Below are 14,984 nucleotides of genomic sequence, written 5' to 3' on the forward strand. Positions count from 1 at the left end.
CGTGCGAACGGGCCGGATCCCAACGAGGGGAATCGACATGCTTGTATTCATCCTTCGGCGCCTGCTGTCGGGCGTCATCCTCATCGCGGTGATCTCGTTCCTCGCGTACGTGCTCCTCTACGCGGCCGGCGGCGACATCCCGCGCCGCATCCTCGGAGAGAACGCGACCGCCGAGACCGTCGCCAAGAAGGCCGAGGAGCTCGGCCTCGACCGGCCACTGCTGGCGCAGTACTGGGACTGGGTCACATCGATCTTCACCGGGGATCTGGGTCGCAGCTGGTTCAGCGGTGAACTGGTCACGGTGAGCGTCGCAAACCGCATCGCCGTCACACTGTCGATCGTCATCGGCGCCACGCTGGTCTCCGCGATCATCTCGGTCGTCGTCGGGGTTCTCGCCGCTCGCCGTGGGGGGGCAATCGACGGCAGTGTGCAGGTCTTCTCTCTCATCGGCTTCGCAATCCCCGGATTCCTCATCGCGCTGCTGCTGGTGCTCGTGTTCGCGATCAACCTCGGCTGGTTCAAGGCGACGGGCTACATACCTCTGACCACATCGGTTTCTGGCTGGCTCTCCTCCGTCACACTGCCGATCATCGCCCTGTCTATCGGCGCCATCGCGGTGGTCACGCAACAGGTGCGCGGCTCGGTCATCGACGCCATGTCACGCGACTACGTCCGCACGCTGCGCTCCCGCGGCCTGAGCGCCAATTCGGTTGTCTACCGGCACGTGCTGCGCAACGCCGGCGGCCCCGCCCTCGCGGTGCTCGCTGTGCAGTTCATCGGCCTCCTCGGCGGCTCGGTGATCGTGGAGCAGGTCTTCGCCATCCCGGGCATGGGCCAGCTCAGCGTTCGCGCCACAACCCTGGGCGACATCCCGGTCGTCATGGGCCTGGTGATCGCATTCGCGGTCATCGTCATCATCGTGAATCTCCTCATCGATCTCGCCCAAGCGGCGCTGAACCCGAAGGTGCGACTGTCATGACCGCTGTCGACGTTCCTCTGGACGTACCCGTCTCCCCGGTCCGAGTGGCGCTCTGGCGACGCCTCGTGCGCCGCCCACTCGGACTCGCGTCCCTGCTGTTCCTCGCCTTCGTCATGGTCATCGCGATCATCGGCCCGTGGATCGCCCCGCAGGACCCGAACTATGCCGACATCCGCAATGTGCTGGCCGCGCCGAGCGCCGAGCACATCCTCGGCACCGACGGCAGCGGCCGTGACGTCCTGTCACGTCTGCTGGTGGCGACGCAGGTGAGCGTCTTCGCGGCACTGCTCGCGCTCGTCGTCGCGGTGATCCTCGGCGTGACCAGCGGTCTGATCGCGGGCTACTACCAGGGGTGGTTCAACAACACCGCGACGTGGGTGACCGAGCTCACGATGGCCCTTCCCGGCATCGTGGTGCTACTGGCCGCACGCGCGGTGCTCGGCCCGTCGGTGTGGATCTCGATGTTCATCTTCGGCATCCTCCTCGCTCCGGCGTTCTACCGGCTCGTCTACGCGTCGGTCACCGCCGTGCGGTCGGAGCTCTACGTCGACGCTGCACGGGTGTCGGGTCTGAGCGACACCCGCATCATCGGCCGCCACGTGCTGTCGGTCGTGCGGGCGCCGATCATCATCCAGGGTGCGATCATCGCCGGCATCGCGATCGCGATCCAGTCGGGGCTGGAGTTCCTCGGACTCGGCGACATCGGCGTTCCCACCTGGGGGCAGATGCTCAACGACGGGTTCAAGAACATCTACAAAGAGCCCATGCTGCTGCTGTGGCCGTCGCTGGCGATCGCCCTGACGTGCATGGCGCTGACGCTGCTCGCCAACGTGATGCGCGACGAGCTCGAGCGCACGGTGTCGGTTCGGCGCAAGCGCCGCCGCGCAGTCGCAACGGCCACGGGATCGATCGCGGCCGTGACGACCAATGTCTCGACAGGCGGAGGCGACGTACTCGACCTAGACGAGGTGCCGATCTTCGAGAGCACCGGGATCATCGTCCACGAGGACGATGCACGCAGCAAGGCCACTGAGAAAGTGCTCGAGATCCGCGACCTCCGGGTGGGTTACGACCAGCCGGACGGCTCGCATATCGAGGTGGTCCACGGCGTCTCACTCGACATCCGCAAGGGCGAGGTCCACGGCCTGATCGGCGAGTCCGGCTCGGGAAAGACCCAGACCGCGTTCGCCGTGCTGGGGCTCCTGCCCCGCGGCGGCCATGTCACCGCCGGCTCGATCAACTACGAAGGCACTGAGCTTGCCGACGCTTCCGATCGCGTCTACAAGGGCGTTCGCGGTCAGCGCATCGGTTACATCCCGCAAGAGCCGATGAGCAACCTCGATCAGTCCTTCACGATCGGCAGCCAGCTCGTTGAGCCGCTGTGCAAGAACCTCGGGCTCTCGAAGAAGGAAGCGACAGAGCGTTCCCTCGACCTGCTCGCTCGCGTCGGCATCCCGAATCCGAAGCGCACGTTCGACGCCTACCCGTTCGAAATCTCGGGCGGAATGGCCCAGCGCGTGCTGATCGCAGGCGCGGTGTCGACCGACCCCGACCTGATTATCGCCGACGAGCCGACCACGGCTCTCGACGTCACGGTGCAGGCCGAGGTGCTCGACCTGCTCCGCGACCTCCAGGCCGAGCGTCACATGGCGATGCTCCTCGTCACGCACAACTTCGGCGTCGTCGCTGACCTCTGCGACCACGTCACGGTGATGCAGAGCGGACTGTTCGTCGAGCAGGGTCCGGTGCGCGGGATCTTCAACGACGCGAAGCACCCCTACACGAAGTCGCTGTTGGAGGCGATCCTCGATGAGGGTCCCGCCCGACCGGCGCTGGTCACGAAAGGAGCGGGAGCATGAGCGCTCCACTGCTGGAGGTCAAGGATCTCGTCGTCGAGTACCCGGCGAAGGGGTTCCGCAAGGAGCCGTTCCGGGCGCTCAAGGGCGTTTCGCTCGACATCCTCCCCGGCGAGACCGTGGGTCTTGTCGGCGAGTCGGGCTCGGGCAAGACCACGCTCGGCCGGGCCGCGCTCGGTCTCGCGCCGGTCAGCGGCGGGACGATCCATTACGACGGCCGTGAAATCTCGCACCTGAAGCGCGCCGAACGGCGAGCGCTGAGCTCTGAGATGCAGGTCGTTTTCCAGGATCCGTACTCTTCGCTGAACCCTTCGATGACGATCGAGCAGATCCTCACCGAGCCGCTGACCGCGGCCGGGGTTGGTTCGAAAGAGGCGAAGACGAGGGTTCGTGACCTGCTCGACCAGGTGGGACTGCCCGCCGACGCCCGTGACCGGCTGCCCCGTGAGTTCTCGGGTGGCCAGCGACAGCGCGTCGCCATCGCGCGCGCGCTCGCGCTGCAGCCGCGGCTCATCGTGTGCGACGAGCCGGTCTCGGCGCTCGACCTGTCGACCCAGGCGCGTGTCCTGGATCTGTTCATCGAGATCCAGGAGCGCACCGGCGTCGCCTACCTGTTCATCACCCACGACCTCGCCGTCGTGCGGCACATCAGCCATCGCGTGGCCGTGATGTTCCGCGGCGAGATCGTCGAGACCGGCGACGGCGACCAGGTGACGGCACGTCCCGCGCACCCATACACGCAGCGGCTGTTCATGGCCTCGCCCGTTCCCGACCCCGACAAGCAGGAGACGCGCCGCGTCGAGCGCCGCGCGCTGCTCGACTCCGAAGCCGCGGAAGGAGCGGCAGCAGCATGAGCACTCCCGCCACGTCCACGCAGCCCGAGACGGTCGAGCACCTCCTCCCGCTGCTCGACAAGCTCACGCTCGAACAGAAGGCCGCGCTCGTACAGGGCGCGGACTTCTGGACGACGATCCCGCTGCCTGAGATCGGTCTTCGCGCGATGACCCTGTCCGACGGCCCCGCCGGCGTTCGCGGTCCGCGCTGGGACGAGCGCGAGCCGTCGCTGAACATGCCGTCGGGATCGAGCCTCGCGGCATCGTGGGATGTCGAGCTCGCCTACCGCTATGGTGCGGCTGCGGCATCCGAAGCCCGTCGCAAGAATGTGGATGTCGTCCTCGGCCCGACGATCAACCTGCATCGCTCGCCGCTCGGCGGCCGTCACTTCGAGTGCTTCAGCGAAGACCCGGAGCTCGCGGCTGAGCTGGGCGCAGCCTACGTGCGCGGCCTGCAAGACAACGGAGTCGCCGCGACGCCCAAGCACTACGTCGCGAACGACTCCGAGACCGACCGGTTCACGGTCGACGTGAAGGTGGAGGAGCGTGCACTGCGCGAGCTCTACCTCGCGCCGTTCGAGCGAGCCGTCGAGGCCGGGGCGTGGAGCGTCATGAGCGCCTACAACGCCGTCGATGGCGTCACGATGACCGAGAACGACCTGCTCGAGACGCCGCTCAACTCCGAGTGGGGCTTCGACGGGGTGGTCGTCAGCGACTGGACGGCTGTCCGCTCCCTCGGCTCGATCCCCGCTGCACAGGACCTCGCCATGCCCGGTCCGGCGCCGGCGTGGGCCGACCTCGTCGAGGCGATCCGCGACGGGCGTCTGAATGAGGACGACCTCGACCGCAAGGTGCTGCGGGTGCTCCTGCTCGCCGAACGGGTCGGGGCCCTCGAGGGCACGCCGGCCATCGAGCCGGCAGCCATCGACGGCGTCGCGTTCGTCAGAGAGGCCGCGGCGGCGGGCTCCGTGCTGCTCACGAACGACGGCATCCTGCCCTTGGAGCCGCCGTCCGTCACCCGCGTCGCCGTCATCGGCCACAACGCCCTCGAGGCGCGCACGCAGGGCGGCGGCAGCGCCACCGTCCTGCCCGACCACATCGTCTCGCCGCTCGAGGGTCTGCGAAACGCCTTCCCGGGCGTGGAGGTCACATACGAGCTCGGCGCCGTCGTGCAGGAGGGCGTCGCCGAACTCCCGCTCGAGACCATCGTCAACCCGATCACGGGAGAGCCCGGCGTGCGCGTGGCGTTCCTCGATGCCGACGGTGGCGAGCTGTTCGCCGAGGATCGGCGTGCGACCGCACTGGTCTGGTTCGGGGGCGACGCGCCCGTCGAGGCGGCTGCGAAGCTCGTGCTGCACACCATCTATACGCCCCAGACCACCGGCGACGTGCTGCTCGGCTTCGCGGGCGCCAACCCCGGCCGGGTGTTCGTCGACGGTGAGCTCGTTCTCGACGAGAGCCCGGTCATCACGGGCAGCGATCTCGGCGCGGCCTTCTTGAACCCGCCGTCGAGCACCTCTCGAGTCGGTGTGACCGCGGGAACGTCGCTCGACCTGCGCGCCGAGTTCACCATCGAGAACGGCGGGCCACTCGCCGGTGCCCTCAGCGCGACGTTCGGCATTGCGCCGGATGACTCCGACCCCGAGGCGCTCATCGCGCACGCGGCCGCCTCGGCTGCGGCGGCGGATGTCGCGATCGTCGTCGTCGGAACCAACTCCAAGGTCGAATCCGAGGGCTACGACCGCGAATCGCTCGACCTGCCAGGCCGCCAGGACGACCTCGTCCGTGCGGTCGTCGAGGCCAACTGGCGCACCATCGTCGTCGTGAACGCCGGCTCCCCCGTGGCGCTGCCGTGGGCCGACGAGGTGGCAGCCGTGCTGCAGGGCTACTTCGGCGGCCAGCAGTTCGGCGCCGCGCTCGCCGACGTGCTCACCGGCGCGGTCGAGCCGGGCGGGCGACTGCCCACCACCTGGCCTACGGCCCTCGCCGACGTGCCGGTCACCGATGTGACCCCGACAGACGGCGTGCTCGAGTACACCGAGGGCATCCACATCGGCTACCGCGCGTGGCTGAAGGCGGATGCCGCGCCGGCCTTCCCGTTCGGCCACGGACTCGGCTACACGACCTGGTCGTGGGGCGTCGCCCAGCGAGACGGCGACGCTCTCGAGGTGATCCTCCGCAACACCGGCGACCGTGCCGGAAAGCAGGTCGTGCAGGTCTACGCCGAACGCGCGGACTCCGCCGTGGAGCGGCCTGAGCGCTGGCTCGTCGGCTTCGCCGTGGTTCACGCCGGACCGGGCGAGACCGTGACCGCCGAGATCGACGTACCGGCACGCCGCCTCGCGCACTGGGCCGGCGAGTGGGTGGTCGAGCCGGGAACGTACACGCTGCGGGCCGGCGCCTCCGTCGCCGACCTCCCGCTCTCGGCCGAGTGGACGGTCGAGGCGTGACCGATCCCGCCCTCACCGAGCGACTGCGCGGCACCGCCGACAGTCGACTCGGTGAGATCGTCGATCGACTCGACGGGTTCCTCGCGCAAGATCCCGACCTGTCGTTCCAGGTCGCAGCTTTCCACGACGGGATGCCGGTGCTCGACGCGTGGGGCGGACCGCACCTGACGGGCGACTCCGTCACCGTGCCGTACTCGGTCACCAAGAACACGATCGGGCTGTCCATCGGACTGCTCGTCGAGCGGAGCGAGCTCGACCTCGACGCACGGGTCGCACAGTACTGGCCCGAGTTCGCCCAGCACGGCAGGGCGCACGTCACCGTGCGTCAGCTGCTGTCGCACCAAGCCGGGGTGCCACAGGCGACGCCCGCGCTGACCGCAGCCGAACTGCTCGACCACCACCTCGGGGCGGAGCGGCTCGCGGCCTCGCCGCCCTTCTGGTACCCGGGCTCCGCGTTCGGGTATCACGGACTGACCATCGGCAATCTCGCGTCGGAGCTCGTCTTCCGGGTGACCGGGCGCACGCTGCACGAGTACTACGAGGCCGAGATCCGTGCCCCGCACGACATCGACTTCTTCCTCGGCCTGCCGCCGGAGCACGATGCCCGCAAGGCGCCGACGCTTCCGATGATCCGGCCGGTCGCCGACGCATCGCCGATGTACTCCTCGTTGCTGGGGCCGCGCGTGTTCCTCGCGCCCGGCCCACCCGTCGACCTCGCCAACGACGAGGTCAGCTGGCGGTTCGGGCATCCGGCAGCCTCCGGCACCGGCACGGCTCGCGGTCTCGCCCGGCTGTTCGCGGCCGCGGTGACCGGCGTCGATGGCGCGACGCCATTCCTCTCGCCCGAGACCGTGCTCGCCATTGGGCAACAACAGGTGCGGGGCTACGACGAAGTGCTCGGTCAGCCGAACCGGGCGCATGCGATCGTCTTCCAGAAGCCCACGGCATCCCTCGCCTTCGGCGGCCCGCGCGCCTTCGGGCACGACGGCGCGATGGGTGCACTGGCGTGCGTCGACCCCGAGACGGGGCTCGCCTTCGCCTGGACGATCGCGCGCGGCCCGTGGCCGGGCGGCGCCGACCCCCGTGCCCTCGCACTCGCGACCGACCTCGGCATCACCCTCACCGCATAACCGACGAAGGAACGCCATGAGCACCACCCTCTACAACCCCGTGCTGAACGGGTTCCACCCCGACCCGAGCGTCGTCAAGGTCGGCGAGGAGTGGTTCCTGGCGACATCCAGCTTCGAGTACCTGCCCGGCATCCCGATCCATCGCTCACGCGACTTCGAGAACTGGGAGCTCCTGGGCCACGTCGGCGCGACGCCCGAAGTCTTCGGAATCGCCGACGTGCCGACCGCGGGCGGGGTGTGGGCGCCGACCATCCGGCACCACGACGGGGTGTTCCACCTCGTCATCACGGTGGCGATGGGTCGCGGGATGCTGCATTTCACGGCGACGGATGCCGCAGGCCCGTGGAGCGAGGGCGACCTCCTCCTCAGCGCCGACGGCGCCGGGAGTGTCAACGGCATCGATCCCGATATCGCGTGGGACGCGGACGGCAACGTGTACGTCACCTATTCGGGCCTCATCCTGAGCGGACCCGAGCTCGGCACGCACCTCGGCATCCTTCAGGTGAAGGTCGACCTCGAGAATCACATCGCGCTCGAAGAGCCCCGTTCGCTGTGGTCGGGCACGGGCGGGCAGTTCCCCGAGGCGCCGCATCTCTACGAGGTCGACGGCACGTGGTACCTCATGATCGCGGAGGGCGGCACCGAGCGCGGCCACAGCATCAGCATCGCCCGCAGCTCCTCGCCCGAGGGCCCGTTCGACACCGCCCCGCAGAACCCACTGGTCTCGGCGCGCTCGACCATCCGCCCGGTGCAGAACACCGGTCACGGCGACCTCGTGATCGGGCCCGACGGCGAGTGGTTCTGCATCCTGCTCGGTGTCCGCCCCCGCAGCATGACGCGGGCGTTCTCCGCCCTCGGACGCGAGACCTTCGTCACGCCCGTGCACTGGCACGACAACGGCTGGCCGACGATCGATCCGGTGCTGCTCAATCCGCGGCCGGGCACGCGGGTCGACGTGAAGTTCTCGCCGGACGAAGAGCTCGATGGCGAGTGGCTGGCGATCCGTCGCCCGACCGCGGCTGTGGCCGACCTCGCGAGCCGGCCCGGCTGGCTCACGCTGCACGGCGACGGCTCGACCCTCGACGACTCGCATCCGGTCTTCCTCGGACGCCGACAGGAGCACCTCACGAACGCCGTCACGGTGCGGGCGGATGCCTCCTCCGGCGTCGGCGGACTGGCGGTGCGCTACGACGAGCGCTTCCACGTCGAGATCGAGGCCGGCAGCGGCACCGTGACGGCGCGCGCCGTCATCGGCGGACTGCGTCAGGAATGGACCGGCACCTACGCGGGCGAGGTGATCGACCTGTTCATCGACTCCGTCCAGGCCGGCGGCGAGGGGTTCACTCGCACCAGCGACTTCTTCCACCTCGGATTTGCCGAGCCGGACGGCGAACGACTTGAACTCGCGCAGGTGGACGGTCGCTTCCTGTCGTCCGAGACGACGGAGTCCTTCACGGGGCGGGTCATCGGCGCGTACGCCGTGACGGGCCATGTATCGTTTCAATCTTGGATCGCCGAAGGAGACGATGAATGAGCAACGCCCGAGTCGCAACGCTGCGCGCCGAACTCCGTGACGACACCGCATTCGTCGCCACCCCGACCCCTCGACTGAGCTGGACGATCGAATCGGACGAGCCCGGCTGGGTGCAGGCGAGCGCCGAAGTGAGCGATGGCACGCAGACCGCCGCGATCGAAGGCCGAGCGAGCGTTCTGATCGCCTGGCCGTTCGCACCGCTCGCGCCCGGCGAAAGCCGTGACATCACGGTCCGGGTTCGCTCGACGGCCGGCGGCGACACCGGTGTGAGCGAGCCGCTGCGGATCGAGGCGGGGTTCCTGGCCGACGGCGAATGGACCGCCGAGCCCATCGGACTTGGCGCCGCGTCCCGCGAGGCGCAGCCCGCGCTGGTGCGCACGACCTTCACGGTCTCGCAGCCCGTCGACCGGGCGCTCCTGTTCTGGACGGCGCTCGGTGTCGCCGAGCCAGAGCTCAACGGCTCGGTCGTGTCGGACGAGATCCTCTCCCCCGGATGGACGAGCTACCGTGACCGGCTGATCCACGAGACAGTCGATGTGACGGCACTGGTCCACGAGGGCGAGAACGTGCTCGGCGCAACAGTCGCCGGCGCCTGGTACACCGAGAAGTTCGGCTTCTTCACCTTCACCAATCGTCTGTACGGCACACAGCCCTCGTTCATGGCGCAGCTTCGCGTCACGTACGCGGACGGCACCACCGAGACGGTGGCTGCAACCGGCGACACGTGGCGCGCACTCGGCGACGGCCCCGTCGTCGACAGCGGCATCTACGCCGGCGAGCACCAGGATATGCGCGTCAGCCTGCCGGGCTGGTCGGCACCCGGGTTCGACGACTCGACCTGGCAGCCCGTCCGGGTGGGGGCTGCCGCGCTCCCCGGCTACGAGAACGTCCCGGTTCCCGAACCGCGTATCGCCGCCCCGGTGCGACGCATCGAGTCACTCTCGGTCGCCGAGGTGATCGAGACGCCTTCGAGGGGCCGCATCCTCGATTTCGGGCAGAACCTCGTCGGCCGGCTGCGCGTGCGGGTGCGTGGCGAGCGCGGCCAGCAGGTCGTGATCCGTCACGCCGAAGTGCTCGATGAGGGCGAGCTCGCCATCCGGCCGCTTCGCAATGCCACGGCGACGGCGACGTTCGACCTGTCGGGCGCCGACGACGTGCTCGAGAGCCGCTTCTCGTTCTACGGCTTCCGCTATGCCGAGATCACCGGCGCCGACATCGAGGCGGATGCCGTCGAAGCCGTCGTGCTGCACACCGACATGACGCGCACCGGCTGGTTCGAGGCATCCGATCCGATGATCACGAAACTGCATGAGAACGTGGTCTGGGGAATGCGCGGCAACTTCCTCTCGATCCCGACCGACTGCCCGCAGCGGGATGAACGACTCGGCTGGACCGGCGACATCCAGGTCTTCTCACCGACGGCGAGCTTCTTGTACGACTCCGACGGGTTCCTGACGTCCTGGCTGCGCGACCTCGCCCACGAGCAGGCGCGCAACGACGGCGAAGTCCCGCTCGTGATCCCCGCAGCGCTTCCCTCGTTCGGCAGTCTCGGACCGACAGCCGCCTGGGGGGATGCCGCCACCGCCGTCCCGACCGTCCTCCATGCCCGGTTCGGCGACCTGGGCGTGATCGAGGCGCAGTACGCCAGCATGCGGGATTGGGCGGACGCCGTGCTGCGGGATGCGGGACACCACGGTCCGTGGGCGGGTCGCATGCAGTTGGGCGACTGGCTCGACCCGTCCGCTCCGCCGGACAAGCCACAGCAGGCGAAGGTCGACAGCGACATCGTGGCGACGGCCTACCTGGCCCAGTCGCTTCGCCAGGTCGCCGACGCCGCAGCGCTCCTCGGTTTCGACGAGGACGCCGAGAAGTACGCCGCCTACTCCGAGCGCAGCCGCGAGGCCTTCGTCTCGCACTACGTGACGCCGGGTGGTCGCATGATGAGCGACGCCCCGACTGCGTACGCTCTCGCCCTGGAGTTCGGTCTCGTCACCGATCCCGAACTGCGCCAGCGGCTGGCGGATCGTCTTGCAGTGCTCGTCCGCGAAGGCGGGTACCGCATCGCCACCGGGTTCGTCGGCACACCGCTCGTCACCGATGCCCTGAGCGCTGCCGGGCACGTCGATGCCGCCGAGCGACTGCTCTTCCAGACCGAGTGCCCGTCCTGGCTGTATCCCGTGACGATGGGAGCGACGACGGTCTGGGAGCGCTGGGACAGCCTGCTGCCCGACGGGTCGGTCAACCCCGGCGAGATGACGTCGTTCAACCACTACGCGCTGGGCGCCGTCGCCGACTGGCTGCACCGGATCGTCGCCGGCCTCGCACCGGATGCCCCGGGGTACGCGCGACTGCGAATCGCGCCGCGCCCGCTCGAAGGGCTCGACCACGCCTCTGCCCGCCACCTCACGCCGTACGGCGAGGCATCGGTCGCATGGCACCGTGATGGATCGGATGTCGTGGTCCGGGCTGTGGTGCCGCCCAATACGACCGCGATCGTCGACCTGCCGGGAGTCCCGGTCGCTGAGGCGATCGAAGGGTCGGAGGCCGGTTCCGGAACGCACGAGTGGCGCATCCCGGCGCCCGCGAAGTCGGCCCATGGACCGCTGCCAGGGCTCGCGGCATCCCTCGCCGATATCATCGACGACCCCCGCGCCTACCGGGCGCTGCTCGACACCCTCACCGAGATCGACCCGGCCCGTGCCGAGTCCGTTCGCGCCGAGACCGTGTGGGGCGCCGGTCGCCCGCTGAGCGCGGCACTCATGTTCACCCCGCCGGACGTGCTCGCCAAGGTCGACGAGGCCGTCCGCGCAGCCACCTCCTGAAAGACAAGGAATTCCCGATGTTCGATCGCGCCTCCACGTTCGGCGAAGCCCTCGACAACCCCGCCGCCCGCGCGATCCTCGAGCGCTACCTGCCCGGGATCGCTGCGTCCCCGATGGCGACGCAGTTCCGCGGTGGCAGACTGGGCTCGCTCATCGCGCTTGCTCCGACGCTCGAAGATCCTGCGGAGCGCGCGAAGATGTGGGCGGCTCTGGCGGAGGTCGGCGATGATGTCAGTCGCCCGCCGTACGCGCCCGCGATCGACCCCGACCCGTCCTACGAGGGCGAGGATGTGCCCCAGGGTTCGGCATCCGTCATCCTGCCCGCGCCCGTCCCGCGGTGGGATGCCGTGGAGATCCGGCTGGACGGCCCGTCGCACGGCAATCCGTTCGTGGATGTCGAGCTCGACGCCGTGTTCACCCGCGGCGGCGAACAGCTGCGCGTCGGCGGATTCTACGACGGAGATGGCGCGTACGTCATCCGCGCCCTCGCCGATGTGGAGGGCGAGTGGACCTTCGTGACGCATTCGACGGCTCGGTCGCTCGACGGCATCGAAGGTACGGTCACGGTGGTCGGTCCGCGCGCGGGCAGCCACGGCCCGGTCCGCGTCGACGGACTCCACTTCCGTCATGCCGATGGCACGCGGCACCGCCCCCTCGGCACCACGGCATACGCCTGGACCCACCAGCCCGAAGAGCTTCAGCAGCAGACGCTGCGCACCCTCGCCGATGCGCCGTTCACGAAGCTGCGGATGTGTCTCTTTCCGAAGTCCTACCTCTACAACTCGAACGAGCCCGGTGACTTCATCTTTCCCGGGTCGATCGCCGATGGATTCGACCTCGAGCGATTCGACGTGGATCACTTCCGACGACTCGAGAAGCGAATCGAACAGCTCGGCGAGCTCGGCATCGAGGCGGATCTCATCCTCTTCCATGCCTACGACCGTTGGGGATTCGCCGACCTCGGACCCGCTGTCGACGAGCGCTACCTCCGATACGTCGTGCGGCGCCTCGCCGCGTACGCGAACGTCTGGTGGTCCATGGCCAACGAGTACGACCTGCTGTGGTCGAAGGACGAAGCCGACTGGGAGCGCCTCGCATCGGTCGTCGGCGAGGAGGATCCCTTCGCGCACCTCAACTCGATCCACAACTGCCGTCCCTTCTACGACTACTCGAAGCCGTGGATCACGCATGTGAGCGTGCAACGCGTCGACGTCTACCGCACGGCGGAGAACACCGACGAGTGGCGCGAGCGCTGGGGCAAGCCCGTCGTGATCGACGAATGCGCCTACGAGGGCGACATCGACCAGGGCTGGGGCAACATCACCGGCGAAGAGATGGTGCGCCGGTTCTGGGAGGGCGCGGTCCGCGGTGGCTATGTCGGGCACGGCGAGACGTACCTTCCCGTCGCCGCCGGCGGTGCGACGGATGTCTCGAGCTCCGCGGGCGACGATTCCGAGGTGCTGTGGTGGGCCAAGGGCGGCGAGCTGTACGGCACCTCCCCCGCACGCATCGGCTTCCTCGACATGCTGCTCGCCGAGGCGCCGGATGGCGTCTGGGACCCGCTGCCGTCGGACTGGGATGTGCCTTGGGGCGGTGTCGCCGGTCAGCACATCGTCGGCTACTTCGGGTTCAACCGGCCGAGGTTCCGCAACGTCATGCTGCCCGAGGGCGACTGGACCGTCGAAGTGATCGACACGTGGAACCTGACCATCGAGCCGCTCGAGGGCACGCATTCCGGTGCCGTGCGCGTCGAGCTGCCCGGACGTCAGTTCATGGCCGTGCGCGCCATCCGCGTCGCCTGAACTCCTTCGCGCACCCGCTCAGTCCGTCAACGACGCACCTGATAGCGCAGGTGAAGCACCCGGTTGCCCTGGATCGCGACGTCAGGATCCTCCAACAGGTGCTGTGCGTCGACCGACCCGAAGTAGCGCTTGCCCGACCCGAACACGACGGGCACGACGTCCATGCGCACCTCGTCGACCAGGCCTGCGGCAAGCACCTGGCCACCGAGTTCACCGGCGGCGACCTCGACCAGGCGATCACCTGCGAGCTCCTGCGCCTTGGCCACGGCTGCCTCGACCCCCTCGACGAAGTGGAACGGCGCGTCGGGGTCCCAGCCCTCCGGCTTCGGCCGGTGTGTCACGACGACCACGTGGTCGACCCCGCTCGGGGGCTTCCCGTCCCAGCCGTCCGTCATGTCGAACACGTCACGGCCGACGATCGTCACGGCTATCTGGTCCCAGTACGGTCGGGTGTAGTCGTAGGACGTCTGCGACACCTTCAGCACGCCACTGTCATCCAACGGCACGTCACCGCTGAGCAACCAGTCGAACAGCGGTCCCGGCTGGTCTTTCTCGTCCGCGATGAAGCCGTCTACTGACACCGAGCTGTACATGACAACTTTGCCCATGGTCGCTCCTCGCCTTCGGGATGCCCTCACAGTAGAGTTTCGCGGGCTGTCGCTCAATCGGCCGGCAGCGGGCAGCACGTGCTCGGCTGTGCACGCAGGAAATCGGCGCTGATATGCTCCAGCCACGCAAGATCGCGGCAATCGACGCTGGGGAGCGTGCGGATGCGTACGAAACGTGGATGGTCCGCACGTGCCATGGCGACCGCGACGGTCGTGATCGCGTTCACGCTCGCAGGGTGCGCCAGCGGACCCGGCAGTCCGAGTGCGACGACGGATGCCGCAGCCAGCGCCTCGCCCACGCCGAGCGCGACGCCCACACCCACGCCTACTGTCGATTGGGTCAGCTACCAGACACCCGACCAGTCCGCGGCCTGGGAGCTGCCGGCGGGCTGGAGTGTCTTAGTCGGCAGCACCACCTCGTACGCCACCGGGCTCGATGTCCCGACCTACACGATCCTCGATCCAGACGGCGTCGCGAGGATCAGACTCGACGTGCAGATCGGCGGCATCGGCGGCCCCGGGTGCGAAGTGATGTCGCCGTTGTATCCCTATGCCCTGCTCGACACCGCCGATCCCGCGAGCGCGCCCGGTCACATCTGGTTCGAGAGCGTCGACGCGCCCGCGGGGGTTGTCACGGAACTTCAGCTCGTACCGCCCGACGCAGTGAGCCCCACCGAAGCGTGCGGGACCGACTGGGGCTTCGTGCCGACCGAGAGCCTCGGCATCATCTCGTGGCGCGCGCTCCAGCCGCTGCCCGATCCGGTCGATCAGGCCGCTGACCCCGATGCGTACGCCGCGCTCCCGACCGATGAGGCCGGTGCGGTCATCTCCTTCGCCACGGCTGCCGATGCTGAAGCCTTCATGGACACCGAGCTGTATCAGACGCTTCGCCGGATCCTGAGTTCGCTCGACATCGCCGCCGGCTGAGGCGTCATCGTCGGTCATTCGAGCGCTGCTCTGCCCCGACCGA

At 68.8% G+C, this 14,984-nt stretch carries 10 protein-coding genes; 9 read left to right on the forward strand and 1 reads right to left on the reverse strand.

The genetic code is table 11. The annotated features are described in order from the left end of the window. Positions 1-37 precede the first annotated feature (37 nt). Genes ABD188_RS16140 through ABD188_RS16175 form a run of 8 tightly spaced genes read left to right on the forward strand, consistent with a single transcriptional unit; the run spans position 38 to position 13,406 of the window. Complete coding sequence (locus tag ABD188_RS16140) at positions 38-979, forward strand: ABC transporter permease (RefSeq protein WP_344064577.1); 942 nt, start codon at positions 38-40, stop codon at positions 977-979. After that, positions 976-2,838, forward strand: a complete 1,863-nt coding sequence (locus ABD188_RS16145) for a dipeptide/oligopeptide/nickel ABC transporter permease/ATP-binding protein (protein WP_344064580.1) — start codon at positions 976-978, stop codon at positions 2,836-2,838. The genes ABD188_RS16140 and ABD188_RS16145 overlap by 4 nt, the downstream gene beginning before the upstream one ends. After that, positions 2,835-3,689, forward strand: coding sequence for an ATP-binding cassette domain-containing protein (locus ABD188_RS16150; protein WP_344064583.1), 855 nt, complete (start codon positions 2,835-2,837; stop codon positions 3,687-3,689). Before ABD188_RS16145 ends, ABD188_RS16150 begins: the two co-directional genes overlap by 4 nt. Continuing rightward, on the forward strand, positions 3,686-6,118 hold the full coding sequence (locus ABD188_RS16155) for a beta-glucosidase family protein (protein WP_344064586.1): 2,433 nt from the start codon (positions 3,686-3,688) through the stop codon (positions 6,116-6,118). The genes ABD188_RS16150 and ABD188_RS16155 overlap by 4 nt, the downstream gene beginning before the upstream one ends. Then, positions 6,115-7,248, forward strand: a complete 1,134-nt coding sequence (locus ABD188_RS16160; RefSeq protein ID WP_344064589.1) for a serine hydrolase domain-containing protein — start codon at positions 6,115-6,117, stop codon at positions 7,246-7,248. Before ABD188_RS16155 ends, ABD188_RS16160 begins: the two co-directional genes overlap by 4 nt. A 16-nt stretch (positions 7,249-7,264) precedes the next feature. Continuing rightward, positions 7,265-8,782: a glycoside hydrolase family 43 protein gene (locus tag ABD188_RS16165; RefSeq protein WP_344064592.1), complete on the forward strand. Its 1,518-nt coding sequence runs from the start codon at positions 7,265-7,267 to the stop codon at positions 8,780-8,782. After that, positions 8,779-11,604: an alpha-L-rhamnosidase gene (locus ABD188_RS16170; RefSeq protein ID WP_344064595.1), complete on the forward strand. Its 2,826-nt coding sequence runs from the start codon at positions 8,779-8,781 to the stop codon at positions 11,602-11,604. The genes ABD188_RS16165 and ABD188_RS16170 overlap by 4 nt, the downstream gene beginning before the upstream one ends. Before the next feature lie 17 nt (positions 11,605-11,621). Then, the gene (locus ABD188_RS16175; protein WP_344064598.1) at positions 11,622-13,406 is read left to right on the forward strand and encodes a DUF5605 domain-containing protein; all 1,785 of its coding nucleotides are present in this window, start codon (positions 11,622-11,624) and stop codon (positions 13,404-13,406) included. Between the two features lie 26 nt (positions 13,407-13,432). Here ABD188_RS16175 and ABD188_RS16180 read toward each other — a convergent pair whose 3' ends face one another. Further along, the gene (locus tag ABD188_RS16180; RefSeq protein ID WP_344064601.1) at positions 13,433-14,014 is read right to left on the reverse strand and encodes a dihydrofolate reductase family protein; all 582 of its coding nucleotides are present in this window, start codon (positions 14,012-14,014) and stop codon (positions 13,433-13,435) included. Positions 14,015-14,209: 195 nt separating this feature from the next. Here ABD188_RS16180 and ABD188_RS16185 point away from each other — a divergent pair, with 195 nt between their 5' ends. Next, positions 14,210-14,941, forward strand: coding sequence for a hypothetical protein (locus ABD188_RS16185; RefSeq protein ID WP_344064604.1), 732 nt, complete (start codon positions 14,210-14,212; stop codon positions 14,939-14,941). Positions 14,942-14,984 lie beyond the last annotated feature (43 nt).

It is taken from the genome of Microbacterium pumilum, from assembly GCF_039530225.1.
In the GTDB taxonomy this organism is placed as follows: Bacteria; Actinomycetota; Actinomycetes; order Actinomycetales; family Microbacteriaceae; genus Microbacterium; species Microbacterium pumilum.